Raw genomic sequence first — 21629 nt, 5'->3', positions numbered from 1 at the left:
ACGTCACCCATGAGCGCTGTCAGCCTGACGGTGAACGGCAAGGCCGTGACCGCCGACATCGATCCGCGCACGCTGCTGGTGCAGTACCTGCGGGAGAACCTTCGCCTCACCGGCACCCATGTCGGGTGCGACACCAGCCAGTGCGGCGCCTGCGTGGTCCATCTCGACGGCGAGGCGATCAAGGCCTGCACCGTGCTGGCGGTGCAATGCAACGGCCGCCAGGTCACCACCATCGAGGGCCTGGCCTCCGGCGGCGAGCTGCACCCGATGCAGGCGGCCTTCCGCGAGCATCACGGGCTGCAGTGCGGCTACTGCACGCCCGGCATGATCATGACCGCCGTCGACCTCGTGCGCCGCAAGGGCAGCGCCCTGGACGAGCACACCATCCGGCATGAGCTGGAAGGCAACATCTGCCGCTGCACCGGCTACCACAACATCGTGAAGGCCATCGCGGCGGGCGCCGAGAACATGGCGGCCGAGCCGCAGAAGGTCGCGGCAGAGTAGCGCGCGCTGCCAATAACCCTCCCCCCCTCTGCGGGGGAGGGTGCCCGGCTGCGAGTGCGAAGCACCCGCGCGCCGGGCGGGAGAGGGGCAGCACGACGCTGCTCCAGATGGCGCCGTCCAAATCGATCGCGATCTTTCCGGAGACGGCGCCCCCTCTCCTGGCTCGCGCCGCTCGCCAGCCTTCCCCACGGAGGGGAGAGGGTTCACAACCTGCGCCGTACGAAAAACCCGTCCGCGCCATCCGGACCAACAACAACACGCCACGACAGAACGAGGCCGGCCCCGTGACGCCGGCCCGCGAGGCCAGATCCGGGAGAGACACGCACATGACCGCCACCGGCATCGGCGCCTCGGTGCGCCGCAAGGAAGACCAGCGCTTCATCACCGGCAAAGGCCGCTACGTCGACGACTACAACCGTCCGGGCCAGGCCTACGCGTACTTCCTGCGCTCGCCGCACGCCCACGCCGAGATCCGCGGCATCGACAAAGCGGCCGCCGCGGCGATGCCGGGCGTGGTCGCGATCCTGACCGGCGAGGACCTGGCGGCCGACAAGGTCGGCGGGCTGATCTGCGGCTGGATGATCCACTCCAAGGACGGCACGCCGATGAAGGCCGGGGCGCACCCGGCGCTGGCCCAGGGCAAGGTGCGCTACGTCGGCGACCACGTCGCGGTGGTGATTGCCGAGACCCTGGCCCAGGCCAAGGACGCCGCCGAGGCGATCACCGTCGACTACGATCTCCTGCCGGCGGTGGTCGAGACCGCGAAGGCGGCCGGCGCCTCGACGGTGGTGCACGACGTCGCCCCCGACAACACGGTGTTCAACTGGCACCTCGGCAACCAGGCCGACGTCGAGGCGGCCTTCGCCCGCGCGGCGCACGTCACCAAGCTCGACATCGTCAACAACCGCCTGGTGCCGAACCCGATCGAGCCCCGCGCCGCCGTCGGCGAGTACGACGAGGCGGAAGAGGCCTTCACCCTCTACACCACGAGCCAGAACCCGCACGTCGCGCGCCTCGTGCTCTCGGCGTTCATCGGCATCGCGCCGGAGAACAAGCTCCGGGTCGTGGCGCCCGACGTCGGCGGCGGCTTCGGCTCGAAGATCTTCATCTACGCCGAGGAGACGGTCTGCGTCTGGGCGGCGAAGAAGGTCGGCCGGCCGGTGAAGTGGACGAGCGACCGCACCGAGGCGTTCCTGTGCGATGCCCACGGGCGCGACCACGTCACCCACGCGGAACTGGCGACGGACGAGGGCGGGAAGATCCTGGCCCTCAAGGTCCACACCATCGCCAATCTCGGCGCCTACCTGTCGACCTTCTCCTCGTCGGTCCCGACGTACCTCTACGCGCCGCTCCTGTCGGGCCAGTACAACATCCCGGCGATCTACTGCGAGGTGGACGGCGTCTACACCAACACCGCGCCGGTCGACGCCTATCGGGGCGCCGGGCGGCCGGAGGCGACCTTCGTCATCGAGCGCCTGGTCGAGGTCGCCGCGCGGGAGCTCAACCAGGACCCGGCGAAGTTCCGGCGCAAGAACTACATCAAGAGCTTCCCGCACCAGACGCCGGTCATCATGATGTACGATGGCGGCGACTATTCGGCCTCGCTCGACAAGGCGCTGGAGATCGCCGACCACAAGGGCTTCGCGCGGCGGCGACGCGAGAGCGCCCGCAACGGCAAGCTTCGCGGCATCGGCTTCTCGTCCTACATCGAGGCCTGCGGCATCGCCCCGTCGCAGGCGGTGGGCTCGCTCGGCGCCGGCGTGGGCTTGTGGGAATCGGCCGAGGTGCGGGTGAATCCCACCGGCTCGATCGAGGTGCTGACCGGCTCGCACAGCCACGGTCAGGGCCACGAGACCACCTTCGCCCAGCTCGTCTCAGACCGGCTCGGCGTGCCGATCGAGAGCGTCACCATCGTGCACGGCGACACCGACAAGGTGCAGTTCGGCATGGGCACCTACGGCTCGCGCTCCGGCGCGGTCGGCATGTCGGCCATCGCCAAGGCGATCGACAAGGTGGTGGCCAAGGGCCGCAAGGTCGCGGCCTACGCGCTCGAGGCCGGCGAGGACGACATCGAGTTCAAGGACGGCCGCTTCTCGGTCGCCGGCACCGACAGGTCGCTGGCCTTCGGCGAGGTGGCGCTCCAGGCCTACGTCGCGCACAAGTTCAGCGGCGCGCAGCTCGAGCCCGGGCTGAAGGAGGGGGCGTTCTACGATCCCACCAACTTCACCTTCCCGGCCGGCATGCACATCTGCGAGCTCGAGGTCGATCCCGATACCGGCGTCGTCACCATCGAGAAGTTCACCGCGGTCGACGATTTCGGCAACGTCATCAACCCGATGATCGTCGAGGGCCAGGTCCATGGCGGCATCGCGCAAGGCGTCGGACAGGCCCTGTTCGAGGGCGCGCTCTACGATTCGGACGGGCAGCTCGTCACCGCGAGCTTCATGGATTACCGCATGCCGCGCGCCGAGGACCTGCCCTCGTTCGAGGTCGGCATGACGGTGACCCCGTGCCCGTCGAACCCGCTCGGCATCAAGGGCTGCGGCGAGGCCGGCGCCATCGCGGCCCCGGCGGCGGTGATGAACGCCCTCACCGACGCGCTGGGCCACGAGAGCATCGCGATGCCGGCCACCCCGCTGGCGGTGTGGCGGGCCGCGCAAGGAAGTCCCCACCTGCGTCCGGAAGCGGCGGAATAAGATCAAGTCTGGAGAGCATCATGTACGCTTTCGCCTACCACCAGCCGACCAGCCTGAAAGAGGCCGCGAGCCTCCTCGCCGGCGAGGACGCCAAGATCGTCGCCGGCGGCCACACCCTGATCCCGACGATGAAGCAGCGGCTCGCCGCACCGGGCACGCTCATCGATCTCGGCAAGGTGCCGGACCTCGTCGGCATCGAGCGCAGCCCGCGCTCGGTGACGATCGGCGCGATGACCACCCACGGCGCGGTGGCGGATTCCGCCGAGGTGCGCGAGGCGATCCCCGCGCTCGCCGAGCTCGCGGCGCTGATCGGCGACCCGGCGGTGCGCCACCGCGGCACGATCGGCGGCTCGGTCGCCAACAACGACCCGGCGGCGGATTACCCGGCGGCCTGCCTGGCGCTGGGCGCCACGATCAGCACCAACAAGCGCAAGCTGACCTCGGAAGAGTACTTCACCGGCCTGTTCGAGACCGCGCTGGAGGAGGGCGAGATCGTCACCGGCGTCTCGTTCCCGATCCCGCACAAGGCGGCCTACGAGAAGTTCCGCAACCCAGCCTCGCGCTACGCCCTGGTCGGCGTGTTCGTCGCCAAGCGGCCGAGCGACATCCGCGTCGCGGTGACGGGCGCGGGCTCGAACGGCGTGTTCCGCTGGACCGAGGCCGAGGAGGCATTGGGCAAGCGCTTCGCCGCCAAGTCGCTGGAAGGCATGTCGCCGTCGGCGGACGGGCTCAACAGCGACATCCATGCGGATGCTGCGTATCGCGCCCACCTGATCGGCGTGATGGCCCGGCGCGCGGTGCAGAAGGCGGCTGATCGGTAGGGCGCCGTACCCAACCCTCCCCCCCTCTTGCGGGGGAGGGCTGGATCGGAGGCGTCCCTCTCCAATATTCCCCGTCGAAACGACGCTCCACCCCCGGCGGAAGCCTCCCCACCTGCGAGAAACAGCCTCCGCCACGATGAATCTCCCCACCTCCATCGACGCCACCCAGGCGCTGCTCTCCTCCGCCGGCTACGTCGCCGACCGGGCGCTCTCCACCGTGGTGTTCCTGTCGCTCAAGCTGAAGCGGCCGCTGTTCCTCGAAGGCGAGGCCGGGGTCGGCAAGACCGAGATCGCCAAGGTGCTGGCCAAGTCCCTCGGGCGGCCGCTGATCCGGCTGCAATGCTACGAGGGGCTCGACGTCGCGGCCGCCGTCTACGAGTGGAACTATGCCGGTCAGATGATGGCGATCCGCCTCGCCGAAGCCGGCGGCAGCGTCGACCGCGAGCGGCTCGAATCCGAGCTCTTCTCCGAGCGCTACCTGATCCGCCGGCCGCTGCTCCAGGCGCTAGAGCCGGCGGAGGGCGGGGCGCCGGTGCTGCTGATCGACGAGCTGGATCGCACCGACGAGGCCTTCGAGGCCTTCCTGCTCGAGGTCCTGTCCGACTTCCAGGTCACGATTCCCGAGCTCGGCACCGTCCGGGCGCCGGAGCCTCCGGTGGTGATCCTGACCTCGAACCGCACCCGCGAGATCCACGACGCCCTCAAGCGCCGCTGCCTCTATCACTGGGTCGACTACCCGGACGCCGAGCGCGAGCTGCAGATCCTGCGCACCCGCCTGCCGGACGCTGCCGAAGCCCTGTCCCGCGACGTGGTCGCCTTCGTGCAGGCGATCCGCAAGGAGGACCTGTTCAAGGCGCCCGGCGTCGCCGAGACCCTGGACTGGGCCACGGCTCTCGTCGAGCTCGACGCCGTCGCCCTCGACCCGGCCCTCGTCATCGACACCCTCGGGGTGCTGCTGAAGTACCAGGACGATATCCAGGCGATGCAGGGCGGCCGCGCCAAGGCGCTGCTGGACGAGGTGCGGTCCGCGTCCTCGGGCCGGCCCGGCGCCTGATGGGCCCGAGTCCCGCGGGCTCCGGCCGGCTCCCCGACAACATCGCCTACTTCGCCCGGGCCCTGCGCGCCGCCGGCGTGCCGGTCGGGCCCGGCGACGTGATCGACGCCGTCGAGGCGGTCCAGGCCACCGCCATCGGCAGCCGCGAGGACTTCTACTGGACCCTCCACGCCGTGCTGGTGCGCCGGCGCGAGCACTCCGCCCTGTTCGCCGAAGCCTTCCGGCTCTTCTGGCGCCGGCGCGATCTCATCGAGAAGATGATCGCCCAGATGTCGCCGGTCGCTCCCGACAAGGCGCCGCGTCAAGACCCGAACCCGGGGGCGCTCCGGGTGCAGGAGGCGCTGTCGCCGAAGGCGGAGCGACCGAAGCCGCGGATCACGGACGAAGACCTCACCACCGTCACCCTGTCGGTATCGCAGGCCGAGGTGCTGAAGGCGAAGGACTTCGCCCAGATGAGCGCCGAGGAGGTCGCCCAGGCCCGCCGCCTGATCGCGGGCTTGCGGCTCCCCGACGACGCGACCCGGACGCGGCGGTTCGAGGCGCGACCGCGCGGGCGCATCGATCCGCGCCGCAGCTTCCAGCGTACGGTGCGGGCCGGCGGCGCCATCGACCTCGCCTTCCGGGCGCCGCGGGAGCGGCCGCCGCCGATCGTGGCGCTCTGTGACATCTCCGGCTCGATGGCGGAGTATTCCCGCCTGTTCCTGCACTTCCTGCACGCGCTCTCCGAGCAGCGTCGGGTGCACAGCTTCGTCTTCGCGACGCGGCTCACCAACATCACCCGGGAGCTGACCCGCCGCGACCCCGACGAGGCGCTGACCCGCGCCAGCGCCCGGGCGCAGGACTGGGAGGGGGGCACCCGCATCGCCGAGGCCCTGCACCTGTTCAACCGGCACTGGTCGCGCCGGGTGCTCGGCGGCGGCGCGGTGGTGCTCCTGTTCACCGACGGGCTTGAGCGCGAGGTGACGCCGGAGCTGACCCACGAGATGGATCGCCTGCGGCGCTCGTGCCGGCGCCTGGTCTGGCTCAACCCGCTCCTGCGTTTCGAGGGTTTTTCGGCGCGGGCCAGCGGCATCCGGGCGATGCTGCCCCACGTCGACGATTTCCGGCCGATCCACAGCCTGTCGGCCATGGCCGACCTCTGCCGCGCGCTCGGCGCACACCAGCCGCGCGGCCGCGAGCCGAAGGCGTGGTTGCGCGAGGCCGGCTGATTCCTACCTCCTGTGAGGGGCCTCGCGTCCCTGACTCCTGTGAGGGGCGACCGCCCTTGGAGACGCTTCCGATGCTGTCGACGGACACCGACATCCTCGCCACCGCCGAGGCCTGGCGCGACGCCGGCCGCGGCGTGGCGCTCGCCACCGTGATCGAGACCTGGGGCTCGGCCCCGCGCCCGGTCGGCAGCCACCTCATCATCGATGAGGAGGGCAACTTCCTCGGCTCCGTCTCGGGCGGCTGCGTCGAGGGGGCGGTCATCGCCGAGGCCGCCGACGTGATCGAGGACGGCCGGCCGCGGGTGCTCGAGTTCGGCGTCGCCGACGAGACGGCCTGGCGGGTCGGCCTGTCCTGCGGCGGGCGCATCCGCGTGCTGGTCGAGCCGGTCGCGTGAAGCTCGACCTCTTGCGGGAGATGAACCGGGAGCGCGCCGCCCGCCGCGCCGTCATCCTGGTCACCGACACCGCCGAGGGCGGCAGCCAGCGCCTGGTGCGCGAGGCGGAGGCCGGGAGCGATCCGCTGGCCGCCGAGCTGATGGCCCGGTTCCGCTCCGGCAAGAGCGGGATCGTGGAGGCGGAGGGGCGGTCGCTGTTCCTCACCGTCCAGGTGCCGCCGCCGCGCCTCGTGGTGGTCGGCGCGGTCCATATCAGCCAGGCCCTCGCACCGATGGCGCAGGCGACCGACCTCGACGTCACCATCATCGACCCGCGCACCGCCTTCGCGACGCCGGAACGCTTCCCCGGCGTCGCGCTGCTGCCGCTCTGGCCGGACGACGCCCTGGCGCAGCTGCCGCCCCTCGACCGCTACACCGCCGTCGCGGCCCTGACCCACGACCTCAAGATCGACGATCCCGCGCTCGTCGCGGCCCTCAGGGCCGAGTGCTTCTACGTCGGGGCGCTGGGCTCGCGAAAAACCCACGGCCGGCGCGTCGAGCGCCTGACCGCCGCCGGCCTGAGCGAGGAGCAGATCGGCCGCATCGCGGCGCCAATCGGCCTCGACATCGGCGCCGTCAGCCCGGCCGAGATCGCCGTCTCGGTGCTGGCGCAGGTGATCGCGTCCCTGCGCCAGGATCGGCGCCGGGCACCCGCATGAGGTTCGGCCCGGTCCCGGTCGCGCAGGCCGTCGGGCTCATCGCCGCCCACTCGGTGCGCGCCGGCGAGGCGGTGGTGAAGAAGGGCCGGCCGATCGGCGCGGAGGACGCCGCGCGGCTTCAGGCTGCCGGCATCGCCGAGGTGGTGGCGGTGGCGCTGGAGCCGGGCGACGTCGGCGAGGACGAGGCGGCGCGGCGCCTCGCTGCCGCCGTCGCGGGGCCGGGCGTCACCGCCGAGCCGCCCTTCACCGGCCGGGCCAACCTCCACGCCGGAGAGGCGGGGCTGCTCTGCCTCGACGAGGCGACGATCGCCGCCGTGAACCGGATCGACGAGGCCGTGACCCTCGCGACCCTGGTGCCGTTCAAGCCGGTCGTGCCCGGCGAGATGGTGGCGACGGTCAAGATCATTCCCTACGCAGTGCCGGGCGCGATGCTCGACAGGGCGCTTGCCGCCGCCGCGCCGGCGATCCGGATCGCGCCCTACCGCCTGACCCGGGTGGCGGCGATCTCGACCCTGCTGCCCGGCCTGAAGCCGAGCGTCGTCGACAAGACCCTGCGCACCCTCGAGGCCCGCCTCGCGCCGGCCGGCGCGCACCTCTCGGGCGAGGCAAGGGTGCCGCACGAATCCGGCGCGGTGGCGCGCGCCCTGCGCGACGCGGTCGAGCGGGACGGCGCCGAGCTCGCGGTGGTGTTCGGCGCCTCGGCCATCGCCGACCGACGCGACGTCATCCCGGCCGGGATCGAGGCGGCGGGCGGCCGCGTCGACCATCTCGGCATGCCGGTCGATCCCGGTAACCTGCTGCTCCTCGGCCGCCTCGGCCAGGCTTCGCCGAACCCCGTGCCGGTGATCGGGGCGCCCGGCTGCGCCCGCTCGCCGAAGGAGAATGGCTTCGACTGGGTGCTGCAGCGGCTCCTCGCCGGCCTGCCCGTCACCCGGGACGACGTCGTCGGCTTCGGAGTCGGCGGCCTGCTGATGGAGATCGTGTCGCGGCCCCAGCCCCGGGATGGTGGCGAGAGCGCGGAGCAAGAGGGCGATGGTTGAGCCAGTCGGCACGGTGCTGCTCGCCGCCGGCCGCGGCACCCGCTTCGGCGCAAGCCCGAAGCTGCTAAGCGTTCTCGACGGCCGGCCGCTGGTGCGCCACGCGGCAGAGGCCGCGGTGGCGGCGGATCTCGGCCCGGTGGTGGCGGTGCTCGGCCACGCGGGCGCCGAGATGCGCGAGGCGCTCACCGGGCTGCCCCTGATCCTGGTCGAGAACCGCGACTATGCGGAGGGCCTGTCGACCTCGCTCCGCGCCGGGCTCGCGGCGCTGCCGGAGGCGGTCCCGGCGGCCTTCGTGCTCCTCGGCGACATGCCGCGGGTCGGGCCCGGCCTGCTGGTCGAGCTCGCCGGGGCGTTCCGGTCCGCGGCAGTCGCGCCCTCCGCCGTGGTGCCGACGCGGGATGGGAGGCGCGGCAATCCGGTGCTGCTCAACCGTCGCCTCCTCGCCGCAGGCCTGGCCGGCCTCACCGGTGACCGCGGCGCGGGCCCGCTGCTGGCGCAGCGCGACGACGTGCTGGAGCTGCCGGTGGACGAGGCCGGGGTGCTGATCGACGTCGATACGCCGGAGGTGCTGGTGCGATTGTCCGGGGACGGCGTTGCCGGAGCTGGCTAGGTCGGCAGCCGCGACGTGAGGATCTTCAGGCCCGCCCCGGCGAAGAGCACCGCGAAGGCGCCCTCGAACCAGCGCCGCAGGCGCAGGTACCCCCGCGTGATCCGGCCGTTCGAGAACAGCCAGGCGTAGCCGGTGAAGATGACGGCGCTCTGCAGGCCGACGGCGGCGATCACCAGCGCCAGTTCCGGCAGCGATGTCCGCGGCGAGAGGCCGAGGGTGTAGAGCGAACCGAAGAAGAGGATCGCCTTCGGGTTGGCCAGGTGCAGGGCGAGACCCTTGGCCTAGGCCCGCGACGCCGACGGCACGGCGCCGGTCCGCGCCGCCACGGCCGCCGAGCCGTGGATCGCGCTGCGCGCCGACTGGTAGGCGAGCAGCAGGAGATAGGTGCCCCCGAGGTAGCGCAGCACCTCCAGCGTCCAGGCGCTCGCGGCCATGACCGCGGCGAGCCCGAGCGCCGCGGCGACCGACCAGGTCAGCGACCCGGTCACGACGCCGAGGGCGAGCGCGAGGCCGGTCCGGCGCCCGGCCTGCATCGCGGTTTCGGCGATCGCCAGGGTCGCGGGACCCGGGCTGGCACTGGCGATGAACGCCGCCGAGAGGATCAAGGGGAGGTTGATCGAGAGGGACATCCGCGCCGGTCCGCCCGTGATGCGACGTATTCCACACGGACCCGCCCATCGCGGCGGATCCCGGTCACGACCAGCGCCCGATGCTCGTCCGGGCTCCGGCCGCGCCCCTCTCTCGCCCGGACGTGAGGCGGCCTACCCCCCCGCGGCGGCGGCGCCGAGGTTCAGGAGCCCCATCACCGCCGTGAACACGGCGTAGACGAAGCCGAGGTTCAGGAGCACGCCGAGGGCGCCGACGCCGAGGCCGGCCGCCACCACGATGCCGTCGCGCTCGACGAGGCCGAGGCCCATCAGCGTCACGGCGAGGCCGAGGGGGATCTGGCCGACGAGGGGGGCGGCGACGATCAGCACCAGGGAGAGGGCGAGCAGCAGCACGCCCATGGTGCGCATGCCGATGCCGTTCTCGAACACCCGCAGCCGCGGCCGCGACCAGCGCTCGAGCCGGCGCAGGAGCGGCACCGCGCGGGCGACCGCCCGCTGCAGGTCGGCCCGGGCGATGGAGCGGCCGAGCAGCGACCGGGGCAGCCAGGGCGCCGACATGCCGGCGGCGATCTGCGCCGCCACCAGGGCGAGGAGCAGGCCGCAGATCAGCGGGATCGGCGGCGGCATCGGCAGGCAGTTGGGCAGGCCGAGCAGCACGACGAGGAGCGCGAACGCCCGGTCGCGCAGCACCGCCACGATGTCCCCGACGGTCAGCCGCTCGGTCTCCTGGGCGGCGAGGACGGTCAGGACCTCGGAGGTTCGGGCGAATTGCGTCACGGGGCTCTGGCCGTCCGGTGCCGGGGAGGCGCCCCCGGGCTGGGTCGCGCTGCCCCCGAGGGGGGGCGCGGCACTCACCGGCGGGGTCGCGGCGCCCCGGGCCGGGGTCGCCCGGCCTCCTCTAGCCCACTCCGCCGCCCGGGCCAACCCGCGGGCGTGGAGACCCTGTCCCCGATCCGTGCTGGTCGGGCCGGCCGCGAGGAGTGGTCCGAGCCGCCGTCGAAGCGGCCCGGCCGCGGAGAGGATGCGTCTGTGCATGGTTCACCGACGTGATCGCCGCGCCCGGAAGAGCGCGGCCGTGCCGGCCTCACACACGGTCAAGCGGGCAATCGTAGGGCAGCCGGCGCGGAAAAACGCCGCGCGTCCCCGATTTCAGTGGAGCGTCAGAACACCGTTCACGGCGCGGAACTCCGCCGGCTTGATCAGCTGGGAATGGGCCACCCGGACCGAGTGCAGCGGTCCCTCGAGTTCGCGCTTCCAGAAATCCAGGAAGCCGGTGAGTACCGGAAACCGGGGGGCGAGATCGTAGTCCTGCCAGACGAAGGTCTGCAGCACGCCGGGATGGTCGGGAATGCGGTAGAGGATGTGGGCCGTCGTCAGGCCGTACCCCTCGATCTGACGCATGAACTCCTTCGAGACCATGAAACCTCCTCGCGGTGTCGACGATCCTTCTCGGGTACTCCCGGGTCTCTGCTTGGGCGCACGCCCCGATGCCGAACTGGCATCCGCCTCGGTTGGGACATGTCCCGGCGCTTTGCCGACCAAGCGTCCGATGATGCGGTTAACGGATGATGAAGCTCAAGCGGAAACCGCCGCTAATCCTTTGATTTTTCAAGTCGTAGCAGCCTGTTCGCGCGAGTGCTGACACTCCTCTCGAACCTGGTCTTCGGCGGCGCTCCGGGCAGACCCGTCCCCTCGCGCGCGACGCGGCCGGGCGGTGAGTCGATCGGCGGGACGGAGCCTCCGTGAACTTTGCTCTTCGAGGGATCGGCAGCAGCTTGACGCAGGGTTTTTTGAAAAACATATTTCCGTTTCAGCAACGATCTTTACGGCTGCCGTGCCTCTCCCACCGGTTCGTCCAGCCCTGCTCTGCGCGGCGGTCAGCCTCGCCTGCCCGGACGCGCCGCGCGCCGACGAGCGGGAGGAGGTCAGAACGGTGCTGTTCGGCAGCCTTGATGCCGGACGGTCGTCCTTCGTGAGCGCGGGCGCCAAGTTCGCGCCCGACGGGGTCGGCCGGGACGGCCCCGTGACCCTCGCCACCCTGGGCTACGGCCTGCGGCCGGAGCGGGACTGGTGGGGCGACCCGCGGGCGCAGGCGGGCCGGCCGCCCCGGACCCTGCGCCACACCGTGCAGGCGGGAGCGGTGGCCGGGTGGCAATGGGCTCGCGACTGGGGCGTGGCGGCCCTGTTCGCCGGACCCGAACTCGCCTTCGAGGTGCTGGACAGCCCCGGGACGGAGCGGCTGCCGGCGCCGCGCCTCGGCGCCCGGATGCAGGCGGAGCTCTGGGCCCGGCCGACCGACGCGACGCTCGTGACCGCGACTCTGATCGGCGGCACCGCCCGCTGGAGCGCCTGGGGCCGGGTGTCCTGGGGCGTCAGGCTGCCTGCGCTGAGCGAGGCCTATCTCGGCCCGGAGGCGGCGCTCTACGCCGACCGCACCGGGTACCGGAAATGGAGCCTCGGCCTGCACGCCACCGATTTCGGCCTGCCGCAGATCATCCTGCCGCAGATGTCCTTGCCGCAGCTGAGGTTCCGGGTCTCAGCGGGCTGGGTCTACGAGGAACAGATCCGGCGGCCGGGCATCTACGGCACCCTGACGGCCTGGCTGCCCCTCTGACGGCCCGGCGGCGAGGGAATCGAGGAAGCGGGTGGCGTCCGCGACGATCTCGTCCCGGCGGGCCGGGGCCATCGTCGCCAGTGTGCGGTAGGGCATGGCGAGGCGCGGGTTCTCGCGCAGGCGGTCCTCGTGCGCGATCAGGAAGTTCCAGTACAGGTAGTTGAACGGGCAGGCCGTCGGTCCGCTCTTCCGGCGCACGTCGTAGGCGCAGCCGCGGCAGTAATCCGACATCCGGTCGATGTAGGCGCCCGAGGCGGCGTAGGGCTTCGAGCCGAGAAGGCCACCATCGGCCCAGAGCGCCATGCCGTGGACGTTCGGTAGCTCGACCCACTCGTAGGCGTCGGCGTAGACCTCCAGGAACCATTCCTCGACTTGGCGCGGTGCGAGTCCGGCGAGCAGCGCGAAGTTGCCGAGCACCATCAGGCGCTGGATGTGGTGGGCGTGGGCATGGGCCCGCGTATCGCGCACGCATTCGGCGAGGCAGGCCATGGCGGTCTCGCCCGACCAGTAGAACCACGGCAGGTCGCGGGTGGCGCCGAGGGCGTTGGTGTCGGCGTAGTCCGGCATCCGGGCCCAGTAGAGGCCGCGCACGTATTCGCGCCAGCCGAGGATCTGGCGGACGAAGCCCTCGACGGCGTTGAGGGGTGCCCGGCCCTCGCGCCACCGTGCTTCCGCCGCGCGGCAGACCTCCTCGGCGTCGAGGAGGCCGAGATTGAGGGCCGGCGCGATCAGGCCGTGGTACAGGAACGGCGCACCCGCGCGCATGGCATCCTGGTAGTCGCCGAACGCGGGCAGGCACTCGTCGAGGAAATGTCCGAGGGCCTCGAGCGCCTGCGCGCGGCAGACCGGCCAGGCGAAGCCGTCGAGGTCGCCGAAATGCGCGGGGAAGCGGCGGCCGACGAGGGCCATCACCTCCCGCGTCACCGCGTCGGGCGGAAAGCGCCGGCGCTCCGGCACGGTGTGGCCCGGGGGCAGGCGGCGGCGGTTGTCGTGGTCGAAGTTCCAGCGCCCGCCCGCCGGCGCGCGGCCCTCCATCAGGAAGCCGGTGCGCCGGCGCATGGCGCGGTAGAAGGTCTCCATCCGCAACGATTCGCGCCCTTCCGCCCAGCGGGCGAAGACCGGGCGCGGGCAGAGGAAGCGGGTATCGTCCCGGATCTCGACCGGGACGCCGAGCCTGTCCTCCCAGGTCAGCATCATCGCCTCGACGCGCCACTCGCCGGCCTCGGTCACGACGATCCGGTCGGGCCGGTGGCGGGCGGCCGCGCGGACGACCTCACCGGTGAACGAGCCGGTGTTGTCCGGGTCGTCGAGGGCGACGTAATCCACCGCGACGCCGCGCCCGCGCAGCTCCTCCGCGAAGTGGCGCATGGCGGACAGCACCAGCACCAGCTTCTGCTTGTGATGCCGCACGTAGGTCGCCTCCTCGACGACCTCGACCATCAGCACCGTGTCGGCGGCGGGATCGAGGTCGGCGAGGGCGGCGAGCCGCGGATGGAGCTGGTCGCCGAGGACGAGGCGAAGGGCGCGAGGCGGGGTCAGCCCCATGAGACGCGTCCTCTCAACGGCACTCGGCCCGTCATGCGCAGGCGGACGGCACGTGGCTGCGCTCGCGCCGGGCCCGGGCCGCCGCGCGGGCGGTCCCGGCGTCGATTAACGTCCGCGCCATTGCGGCTCCCTTCCCGCTGCCCATAACTTTAGCTAGGGCGGTCGCGGATGCCGGCCCCGGGGGGCGAGCCGGGCCGAACTGACGCAGGGGCCGGCGGAAGGAGCCGTAACGTGAAATTCGCCTTTGCGGGCATCGATTTCCTCGGCGGTGTGTTCGAGGCGCTGGCCGCTTCGGGCTGGCAGCCGATCAAGCTGTTCAGCCGCCCCTGCGACGGAATCTACGACCACAACGAGGCGGTCGTGGCCCTGGCGCGGCGGCACCGCGTGCCGATCCAGCTCTCGCGCATCCGCGTCGCCGACATCGAAGCCCTGTCGGCCGAGCATGGCCGCGACTGGGCCCTGGTGGTGGCGGGCTATCCCTGGCTCGTCACCGGCTGGCCCGGCCGGGTCCGCTACGCCCTCAACATCCATCCCTCGCCGCTGCCGGACGGGCGCGGGCCCTACCCGCTGTTCCGTGCCATCCTCGACTCCTACGAGAGCTGGGGCGTGACCGCCCACGTGCTCGCCGAGGAGGGTTTCGACACCGGCGACATCCTGGCCCAGGACATCTTCCCGCTCTCGGCGGCGGAGACCCACGAGTCCCTGCTCGCCCGCTGCCAGATGGCGGCGATGCGCCTCGCCCGCGGGCCGATCGCCCGGGAGCTGCCGGCCCGCTGGCGGTCCGCCGAGCCGCAGGGCGACGGCGCCTACTGGGCGCGGGTGAGCGACCTCGACCGGACCCTCGACTTCCGCCAGCCGGTCGAAGCGGTGCTGCGCCGGGTCCGGGCCTTCGGCGCCATCGAGACCCTGGCGCGGATCAACGACAACCGCATCTTCGTCCAGGAGGCGCACGGCTGGACGGAGCCCCATCGCCACACGCCCGGCACGGTGGTGCACCACTACCGCCGCCACATCGTGGTGGCGGTTCGGGACGGCTACGTGCAGATCACGCGCTGGAGCAGCGTCGCGCTCGCCGACGTGGCCAATCTCGGGCGCTGAGGCCGCCGATGCCGAGGATGCGCCGCAAGGGCGACCTGCCGCAGAAGGTCTGCGCCCAGTGCGGCCGGCCCTTCGCTTGGCGCAAGAAGTGGGAGCGGGTCTGGGACGAGGTGCGCTACTGCTCGGAGGCCTGCCGGCGGGAGGCGCGGCGGGGCGAGGCGCCGCGGCATCCGGAGGATCACGCCTCCAGGTGACGGGCCGGCACCAGGCGCCAGACCAGGCCGCCGCGGGGCCCGAGCAGCATCGAGGCGAGGTAGAGCACGCCCGCGGTCAGCACGATCGCCGGTCCGGTCGGCAGGCTGCCGTAATACGAGACGAGCAGCCCCGACACGCTCGCGATGAGCGCGAGCACCACCGCCGCCGGCATCAGGCCGGTGAGGTCGAGGGCCCAGAACCGGGCGGTGACCGCCGGCAGCAGCATCAGGCCGACGGCGAGGAGCGTCCCGAGGGCCGCGAAGCCGCCGACGAGGTTGAGCACCACCAGCGCCAGGAAGCAGTAATGCACCGGCCCGCTCGCCCGGCCGACCGAGCGCAGGAACAGCGGATCGACGCATTCCATCACCAGTGGCCGGTAGGCGATCGCCAGGACCGCGAGGGTCACGGTGGCGATGCCGCCGAGCAGCAGCAGGGCGTCGTCGTCGAGGGCCAGCACCGTGCCGAACAGGATGTGCAGGAGGTCGATCGAAGAGCCCCGCGCCGAGATCAGCAGCACGCCGCCGGCCAGGGAGATGAGGTAGAAGGCGGCGAGGCTCGCATCCTCGCGCAGAACCGTCGAGCGGGCGACGAAGCCCGACAGCAGCGCCACCGCGAGGCCGGCGACGAGGCCGCCGAGCGTCATCGCCGGCAGCGACAGCCCGGCCCACAGGAACCCGACCGCGGCCCCCGGCAGGATGGCGTGGCTCATCGCCTCGCTCATCAGGCTCATGCGCCGCAGGGTGAGGAAGACGCCCACCGGGGCCGCGCCGACCGACAGGGCGACGCAGCCGGCGAGGGCCCGGCGCATGAAGGCGAACTCGACGAAGGGAGCCGTCAGGAAATCGATCACGCGACGTGCCCGTGGGTGTGGTGGCCGTGCGGCGCGTGGTCCGGCTCGTCCCGCTCGGGATGGTCGTGGCGGTGGGCGGCGGAAGGGGCCCGGCAGACCGGCGCCTCCTCGTCCCAGGCCTCGCAGAGCCTGCGGGCCCGCCGCAGGTTGTCGGGCACCAGCACCTCGGCGGTGGCGCCCCAGGCCACGGCCTCCCGGGCCAGCAGCAGGGTCGAGGGGAAGTGCCGCCCCACCTGATCGAGGTCGTGCAGCACCGCCACCACCGTGCGGCCCTCCGCCTGCCAGCCGCGCACCAGCGCCAGGAGCTCGTCGGTGGTGCGGGCGTCGATCGCCGCGAAGGGCTCGTCGAGCAGGATCACCCGGGCGTCCTGGAGCAGCACGCGGGCGAACAGGGCGCGGCGCAGCTGGCCGCCCGAGAGGGTGCCGATCGGCCGGCGCTCGAAGCCGGTGAGCCCGACCGCGGCCAGGGCCGCCTCCACGGCGGCCCGGTGCGGCTTGAGCGAGCGCCAGGGGCCGACCCGGCGCCACAGCCCCATCGCCACGAGGTCGAAGACGCTGATCGGGAACGCGCGGTCGATCTCCGCGGCCTGGGGCAGGTAGGCGATGTCCTGACGCGCCAGGCCCGGGCGGACGACCTCGCCCTCGAGGGGCGCGATCTCGCCCATGATGCCCTTGAGCAGGGTCGACTTGCCGGCGCCGTTCGGCCCGACCACCGCGGTCAGGGAGCCGGCGGCGATCGTGCCGTCGAGGTGGTGGACGGCCGGATGACGGGCGTAGCCGAGGGTCAGGCCGCGGAACACCAGGGCGCCGCCCGGCGCGGGGAGCTGGACCGGTGCGGTCACGCCATCGCCCACCCGATCAGGGCCCAGAGCGCCGCCGCCAGCAGGGCGGCGACGGCGAGGCGCGGCCCGAGCCCCTGCCGCAGGAGGGAGAACGGCGCCGGCACCCGGCGCGGGACGGCGGCGTCGGCCGGCATGGCGGGCCCTTCGGTGTGCGGCATCGGCGAATCGTCGCTCGGGTTCGGGTAGCGCCCTCGGCGGGCGCCGTCGCGAGCCCCATATGGAGGGCGGCCGGCGGCCGCCCAAGCGCCGATCGTTACACTGTAACAGGCAAGACCTGTCAACCGCTGCCGGGTTGGGGTAGGACGGCACGGGAGGTTTGCGCATGGACGAGCACGGACGCTGCGGGCAAGACGCGCACCGGCACCAGGCACACGGGCATGAGTCCCATGGCCACGGCGCCCTCGGACCGGCGCGGAGGGCCGAGCTGATGGCGCGGGCGGAGCGGCTGGCGCAGGATCTCAGCCTGCAGTTCACGACCCTGCGGCGGCGCACCCTCGAAGTGGTGGCGGAGGAGGGCCGGCCTCTCGGCGCCTACGACATCGCGGAGCGCCTGAGCGCCCCGGGCAAGCGCGTCGCGGCGGTCTCGGTCTACCGCGCCCTCGACTTCCTGACCGAGCACGGCCTCGTCCACCGCATCGCCAGCCGCAACGCCTTCGTGCCCTGCGAGCACGGCCACGGCGCCGGCGAGAGCGCGGTGTTCCTGATCTGCCGCAGCTGCGGCAGCGTCGACGAGACCATCTCGGCCGAGATCGAGCGCAGCCTCGACCACACCCTGGCGCAGGCGGGGTTCAAGCCGGCGAGCCGCATCGTCGAGATCGAGGGCGAGTGCGGGGCTTGCCAGGGGCGGCAGGAGGAGGGCTGAGCCGTCCGCCGGGTTTGGGCCGTTCCCCGCCTCGCGATCGGACTTCATCGCGTGCGATCCGGCCTGCGGCACCGGGTGCCGGCAGTCGTCGGGCCGTTGCATCGCGCGGCGTCGAGACCCGACGAGCTGGCGTGGGCCGGCGCGAAGGTTCTGTCGCGCCGGCCGTAATCGACGCGCCGGTCGAGAACGCACCCTCCTGCGCCCAAGTTCGCACCGGCAGGACGCCGCGCGGCATCCGGGCGCATCAGGAAACACAACCCTTGGTTTTATTGCCTGGAATATTCACGTCACAAGTAAAGACGCCGGATTCATGTGCATCTCAGCATACGCATTCATCATCACGGTAATACGTACTTTAGGCGAGCGATCATGATGTATTATATTCGATTTACTGTCGCGACTATGCCGATATATCATGTTTTAGATAAAATTATAATCTTTATCGCATGAACCAAAACCTCGCTTCGATCGTTGTAACGGGCACCATAAGAACAATGGGGCCTCATGGATGCTTTGGAACAGCCGAGCGACGCGCATCCTCATCGGCGTGCTGCTGCTTGGAGCCGCCATCCTGGCGATCCTCCCGGCCTTGACCGGTTACACGAGCCTCGACGGGACGGTGAACGCCCGCTTCACCGTCATCGCCGCGCCGATCGAGGGTGTGGTGTCCGCAACCCCCCCGAAGGTCGGCACGGCGGTCCCGGAAGGCGAGCCCCTGTTTCAGATCAGGAACGAGCGGATCGCACGGACGGCCGAGGCGCAGCTGGAGGCGGATCTCGGTGCGACCCGCGAGCGGCTGCGGGCGCTCGAAGGGCAGATCAGCTCCCTCACGGCGATGAAGAACGATCTCGCGGGACGGCTGAAGGAATACCAGCAGGCCAGCATCACCGGGATCCAGCAGGAGATCGTCATCCGCCAGCAGCGGATCACGGCCGCGCAGGCGCAGCAGGTTTCCGCGCAGGCGGATCTGGTCCGCAAGACGACGCTCGGAGCGACCGGTGTCGTGGCCGGCAGCTCCGTCGAGCAGGCGCGCGCCGCCTCGGTCGCGGCGACCAGCGAGCAGGCGATCGCCAGGGCCGACCTGGAGCGCCTGACGCGTCAGCTGGAGGCGCTCAGGAAAGGCACCTTCGTCGGCGAGGGGCGCAACGACGTCCCCTACTCGCAGCAGCGTCAGGACGAGGTCGCGATCCAGCTCGCGAACGTGCAGATGCAGGCCCGCGCCGAGCGCGCCCGCATCCAGCAGCTGGAGCGGCAGATCGAGCTGGAGCGTGAACGCAACGACAGGCTCTCGACCGCGGTCGTCAGCGTCCCCTTCGACGGCGTGATCTGGCGCAACAACGTGGTGGCCGGGTCCAACGTGGTCGTCGGCAACGAGCTCACGCGACTCCTCGACTGCCGGGACCTCTTCGTCGACATCCTGGTCAACGAGATCGACTACGACGACATCAGGCCGGGCGCGACGGCAGAGGTGCGCCTCCTCGGCAGCAGCCAGCTCATCCTCGGCACCGTCCTGTCGGTGCGCGGGTCGAGCGCCGCCGTCGAGGAGATGGTGCTGGCGGCCGTGCCGCCGGAGAGCCGCGGCAAGAGCGCCCGCATCCGCGTCGCGCTCGAGCCGAACGCGATGCAGCGCGACTTCGCGAATTTCTGCCAGGTCGGGCGCTCGGTGCAGGTCCGGATCGCGCGCGCCACCCGGCGCTACCAGCTTCTCAACCTGGTGAAGAACCTGTGGTTCAGCATCTCGTAGACTTCGCCCCGACCCTCCTCGTCGCGGCCTTCTTCTTCATCCTCAGCCTGAACTGGCCGCGGGACGCGACGTGGTCGCGGGCCATCACCTGCGCCTTCGTGCTCGCGGTCGCCGTGCGCTACCTCGTCTGGCGCTTCTTCTCCACGGTGCTCCCCTATCCGATGGACTGGAGCTTCGGCTTTCTCTGGACGTGGTTCGTCTTCCTGGTCGAGCTCGGCGCCTTCGCGGACATCCTGCTGTTCCTCGTCGCCATGAGCCGGTACGTGAACCGCAGCGCCGAGGCGGACCGGCTCGAACGGGACTTCTTCGCCCGCGACGCCGCCGACCTGCCCACGGTGGACGTGTTCATCCCGACCTACAACGAACCGCTCGACGTTCTGGAACGCACCATCGTCGGCGCGCTCGCCCTCGATTACCCGAAGGACAAGCTCAAAATCTACGTCCTGGACGACAAGAGGCGCGACTGGCTGAGAGACTATTGCGAGCAGAAGGGCGTCGTCCATGTCACGCGGCCCGACAACTCGCACGCCAAGGCGGGCAACATGAATCACGGCCTGACCGTGTCGTCAGGAGATTTCATCGCCATCTTCGACGCCGATTTCGTGCCGTACCGCAACTTCCTGCGCCGCACAGTGCCGTTCTTCCAGGATCCGACGATCGGCATCGTCCAGACGCCGCAGCACTTCTTCAACAAGGACCCGGTCCAGTCCAACCTCAGCCTCGAGAAGGTCTGGCCCGACGAGCAGCGCCTGTTCTTCGACGAGATGGCCGCGAGCCGCGATGCCTGGGACGTCAGCTTCTGCTGCGGCTCATGCTCGATCGCGCGGCGCTCCGCCATCGCGGAGATCGGCGGCTTCCCGCACGATTCGATCACGGAGGACCTGCTCACCACCCTCGCGCTCCTCAACAAGGGCTACAAGACGCGCTACCTCAACGAGCGTCTCTCGATGGGCCTCGCGGCCGAGAACCTGAAAGGCTACTTCGTCCAGCGCGGCCGCTGGTGCCGCGGCGGCATCCAGACGATCTACCTGCACAACGGACCGCTCCGCGGACCGGGCCTGACCCTGTTTCAGCGCGTCATGTTCCTGCCCTTGTCATGGATCGTCCAGTACACGGTGCGGTTCGTGATCCTGGTCGTTCCCGCCGTCTATCTCTGGACCGGGGCGGCACCACTGTACTTCACCGGCACCCAGGATATCATCTGGTATCAGCTTCCCGTGCTTACGGCCTACTTCCTGCTGATGGGCTGGCTCACGCCGACACGCTACCTGCCGCTCATCTCCTCGGCCGTGGGGGCCTTCGCGACCTTCCGGATGCTTCCAGTCGTCGTCTCGAGCCTGATCAAGCCGTTCGGCGTGCCGTTCCGGGTGACCCCCAAGGGGTCCGGCAACGAGGAATCGGAGTTCGACGCGTACACGTTCTTCTCGATCGCCTTCTGGATCGCGGTCACGGCGCTCGGCCTCGTCGTCAACGTGGTTCCCGAGTGGTCACGGATCGGGGAGGGCGAGTTCTCCGTCGTCTCGGCGTACTGGGCGGTCATCAACATCGCGGTCCTGATGGTGGCAGCCCTGATCTGCTTCGAGAAGCCGCGACCGCTCCTCGACAGCTTCGCGACCGACGAGCCGGCCAGGATGGCAATCGGGGGAGCGGCGCTCGCGGGCCGGATCACGAGCCTCTCGCTCGAGGGCGGCATCGCGGAGCTCGAGACCGAGCCGGGTGCGACGGCCGGCGGTTCGATGACCGTCGAGATGGAGCACTTCCCGCCGCTGCGCTGCACGGTCGCGCAGGTGTCCCGCCTCACGTCGGGCAGGTTCGCCATGAGGTTCAGCTACGAGCTGGAGGGCGAGTGCCGCGACCTCATGATCGTGAAGCTCTATACCGGAGAGTACTCGCAGGAGATCCACGAGCTCGACAAGTCGGCGATCGTCAGCGGCCTGTGGTCACGCATGTTCGGCCGTACCGCGCGCGCCGCGGCATGACGGATTGTGCCCCGCCTGCACGGCGCGTCGCGGCGTCCAGCGGCCCACCCCTCGACGACGTCGACGTACGGGGGCGGACCTGACCCTCAATACGCGTTCTTGAACGCGCTCCTCGCCACCACCGTCATCACCAGGATCCTGAGGTCGAACCAGAGCGACCAGTTGTCGATGTAGAACAGGTCGTGCTCGACGCGGCGCTGCATGTCGGTGTCGGTCAGCGTCTCGCCGCGCAGGCCGTTGACCTGGGCCCAGCCGGTGATGCCCGG

Annotated in this window: 22 protein-coding genes and 1 pseudogene; 15 read left to right on the top strand and 8 right to left on the bottom strand. The window is 71.2% G+C overall.

The annotated features are described in order from the left end of the window. Window positions 1-9 precede the first annotated feature (9 nt). The 9 genes from VQ02_RS03860 (at window position 10) to VQ02_RS03820 (ending at window position 9026) form a co-directional block, all read left to right on the top strand. Window positions 10-504 carry a (2Fe-2S)-binding protein gene (locus VQ02_RS03860; RefSeq protein ID WP_048442843.1) on the top strand — a complete coding sequence of 165 codons (495 nt, stop codon included), beginning with the start codon at window positions 10-12 and terminating at the stop codon, window positions 502-504. Window positions 505-830: 326 nt separating this feature from the next. Continuing rightward, a complete protein-coding gene (locus VQ02_RS03855) occupies window positions 831-3200 on the top strand; it encodes a xanthine dehydrogenase family protein molybdopterin-binding subunit (RefSeq protein ID WP_048442842.1) in 2370 nt (789 codons plus the stop codon). Window positions 3201-3220: 20 nt separating this feature from the next. Further along, entirely contained in the window at window positions 3221-4021 is an 801-nt protein-coding gene (locus VQ02_RS03850) for an FAD binding domain-containing protein (RefSeq protein ID WP_048442841.1), read from the top strand. Window positions 4022-4157: 136 nt separating this feature from the next. Further along, complete coding sequence (locus VQ02_RS03845) at window positions 4158-5075, top strand: AAA family ATPase (protein WP_048442840.1); 918 nt, start codon at window positions 4158-4160, stop codon at window positions 5073-5075. After that, window positions 5075-6283 (top strand): vWA domain-containing protein, encoded by a 1209-nt coding sequence (locus VQ02_RS03840; protein ID WP_048442839.1) that lies wholly within the window; start codon window positions 5075-5077, stop codon window positions 6281-6283. The genes VQ02_RS03845 and VQ02_RS03840 overlap by 1 nt, the downstream gene beginning before the upstream one ends. 71 nt (window positions 6284-6354) lie before the next feature. Beyond that, window positions 6355-6678, top strand: coding sequence for an XdhC family protein (locus VQ02_RS03835; RefSeq protein WP_048442838.1), 324 nt, complete (start codon window positions 6355-6357; stop codon window positions 6676-6678). Next, a complete protein-coding gene (locus VQ02_RS03830; RefSeq protein ID WP_048442837.1) occupies window positions 6675-7376 on the top strand; it encodes an XdhC family protein in 702 nt (233 codons plus the stop codon). Before VQ02_RS03835 ends, VQ02_RS03830 begins: the two co-directional genes overlap by 4 nt. Further along, window positions 7373-8416 carry a molybdopterin-binding protein gene (locus VQ02_RS03825; protein ID WP_048442836.1) on the top strand — a complete coding sequence of 348 codons (1044 nt, stop codon included), beginning with the start codon at window positions 7373-7375 and terminating at the stop codon, window positions 8414-8416. The genes VQ02_RS03830 and VQ02_RS03825 overlap by 4 nt, the downstream gene beginning before the upstream one ends. Continuing rightward, window positions 8409-9026 carry a nucleotidyltransferase family protein gene (locus VQ02_RS03820; protein WP_048442835.1) on the top strand — a complete coding sequence of 206 codons (618 nt, stop codon included), beginning with the start codon at window positions 8409-8411 and terminating at the stop codon, window positions 9024-9026. The genes VQ02_RS03825 and VQ02_RS03820 overlap by 8 nt, the downstream gene beginning before the upstream one ends. Here VQ02_RS03820 and VQ02_RS03815 read toward each other — a convergent pair. From VQ02_RS03815 to VQ02_RS03805, 3 genes and pseudogenes are all read right to left on the bottom strand, one after another. Next, window positions 9023-9655: pseudogene (locus VQ02_RS03815) on the bottom strand (LysE family translocator). The gene VQ02_RS03820 and the pseudogene VQ02_RS03815 overlap by 4 nt on opposite strands. A gap of 132 nt (window positions 9656-9787) precedes the next feature. After that, a complete protein-coding gene (locus VQ02_RS03810; protein WP_048442834.1) occupies window positions 9788-10411 on the bottom strand; it encodes an exopolysaccharide biosynthesis protein in 624 nt (207 codons plus the stop codon). 372 nt (window positions 10412-10783) lie between these two features. After that, the gene (locus tag VQ02_RS03805) at window positions 10784-11053 is read right to left on the bottom strand and encodes an usg protein (protein WP_048442833.1); all 270 of its coding nucleotides are present in this window, start codon (window positions 11051-11053) and stop codon (window positions 10784-10786) included. A gap of 415 nt (window positions 11054-11468) precedes the next feature. On the opposite strand from VQ02_RS03805, the gene bcsS reads away from it, so the two are divergent. Continuing rightward, window positions 11469-12248: a cellulose biosynthesis protein BcsS gene (gene bcsS, locus VQ02_RS03800; protein WP_083469033.1), complete on the top strand. Its 780-nt coding sequence runs from the start codon at window positions 11469-11471 to the stop codon at window positions 12246-12248. Here the strand turns inward: bcsS and VQ02_RS03795 are convergent. After that, entirely contained in the window at window positions 12171-13793 is a 1623-nt protein-coding gene (locus tag VQ02_RS03795; RefSeq protein ID WP_048442832.1) for a cryptochrome/photolyase family protein, read from the bottom strand. The two genes, bcsS and VQ02_RS03795, sit on opposite strands and share 78 nt — an antisense overlap. A 231-nt stretch (window positions 13794-14024) precedes the next feature. Between VQ02_RS03795 and VQ02_RS03790 the strand changes: the two genes are divergently transcribed. Continuing rightward, entirely contained in the window at window positions 14025-14891 is an 867-nt protein-coding gene (locus tag VQ02_RS03790; RefSeq protein WP_048442831.1) for a methionyl-tRNA formyltransferase, read from the top strand. Window positions 14892-14899: 8 nt separating this feature from the next. Further along, the gene (locus VQ02_RS35305) at window positions 14900-15085 is read left to right on the top strand and encodes a DUF2256 domain-containing protein (RefSeq protein ID WP_209436972.1); all 186 of its coding nucleotides are present in this window, start codon (window positions 14900-14902) and stop codon (window positions 15083-15085) included. Here the strand turns inward: VQ02_RS35305 and VQ02_RS03785 are convergent. The 3 genes from VQ02_RS03785 to VQ02_RS38665 are packed head-to-tail and all read right to left on the bottom strand — an operon-like array spanning window position 15070 to window position 16936. Continuing rightward, complete coding sequence (locus VQ02_RS03785; RefSeq protein WP_167350704.1) at window positions 15070-15894, bottom strand: metal ABC transporter permease; 825 nt, start codon at window positions 15892-15894, stop codon at window positions 15070-15072. The two genes, VQ02_RS35305 and VQ02_RS03785, sit on opposite strands and share 16 nt — an antisense overlap. Window positions 15895-15932: 38 nt before the next feature. Beyond that, on the bottom strand, window positions 15933-16778 hold the full coding sequence (gene aztA, locus VQ02_RS03780; RefSeq protein WP_048442857.1) for a zinc ABC transporter ATP-binding protein AztA: 846 nt from the start codon (window positions 16776-16778) through the stop codon (window positions 15933-15935). After that, window positions 16775-16936, bottom strand: coding sequence for a hypothetical protein (locus tag VQ02_RS38665; protein ID WP_209436973.1), 162 nt, complete (start codon window positions 16934-16936; stop codon window positions 16775-16777). Before VQ02_RS38665 ends, aztA begins: the two co-directional genes overlap by 4 nt. 164 nt (window positions 16937-17100) lie before the next feature. On the opposite strand from VQ02_RS38665, the gene VQ02_RS03775 reads away from it, so the two are divergent. From VQ02_RS03775 to VQ02_RS03765, 3 genes are all read left to right on the top strand, one after another. Further along, window positions 17101-17640: a Fur family transcriptional regulator gene (locus tag VQ02_RS03775; RefSeq protein ID WP_083469030.1), complete on the top strand. Its 540-nt coding sequence runs from the start codon at window positions 17101-17103 to the stop codon at window positions 17638-17640. Between the two features lie 508 nt (window positions 17641-18148). After that, window positions 18149-19384, top strand: a complete 1236-nt coding sequence (locus tag VQ02_RS03770; RefSeq protein WP_048442828.1) for an HlyD family secretion protein — start codon at window positions 18149-18151, stop codon at window positions 19382-19384. Next, complete coding sequence (locus tag VQ02_RS03765) at window positions 19366-21363, top strand: glycosyltransferase family 2 protein (RefSeq protein WP_048442827.1); 1998 nt, start codon at window positions 19366-19368, stop codon at window positions 21361-21363. Before VQ02_RS03770 ends, VQ02_RS03765 begins: the two co-directional genes overlap by 19 nt. Before the next feature lie 86 nt (window positions 21364-21449). On the opposite strand, the gene VQ02_RS03760 is transcribed toward VQ02_RS03765, so the two are convergent. Next, window positions 21450-21629 (bottom strand): sugar transferase (locus tag VQ02_RS03760; RefSeq protein WP_048442826.1); only part of this gene is annotated, 180 nt, incomplete at its 5' end.

The sequence above is a fragment of the Methylobacterium variabile genome (genome assembly GCF_001043975.1).
Taxonomy (GTDB): domain Bacteria; phylum Pseudomonadota; class Alphaproteobacteria; order Rhizobiales; family Beijerinckiaceae; genus Methylobacterium; species Methylobacterium variabile.
The sequence above is the reverse complement of the archived record's forward strand: the minus strand, read 5'-3'. Positions and strand labels throughout refer to the sequence as shown.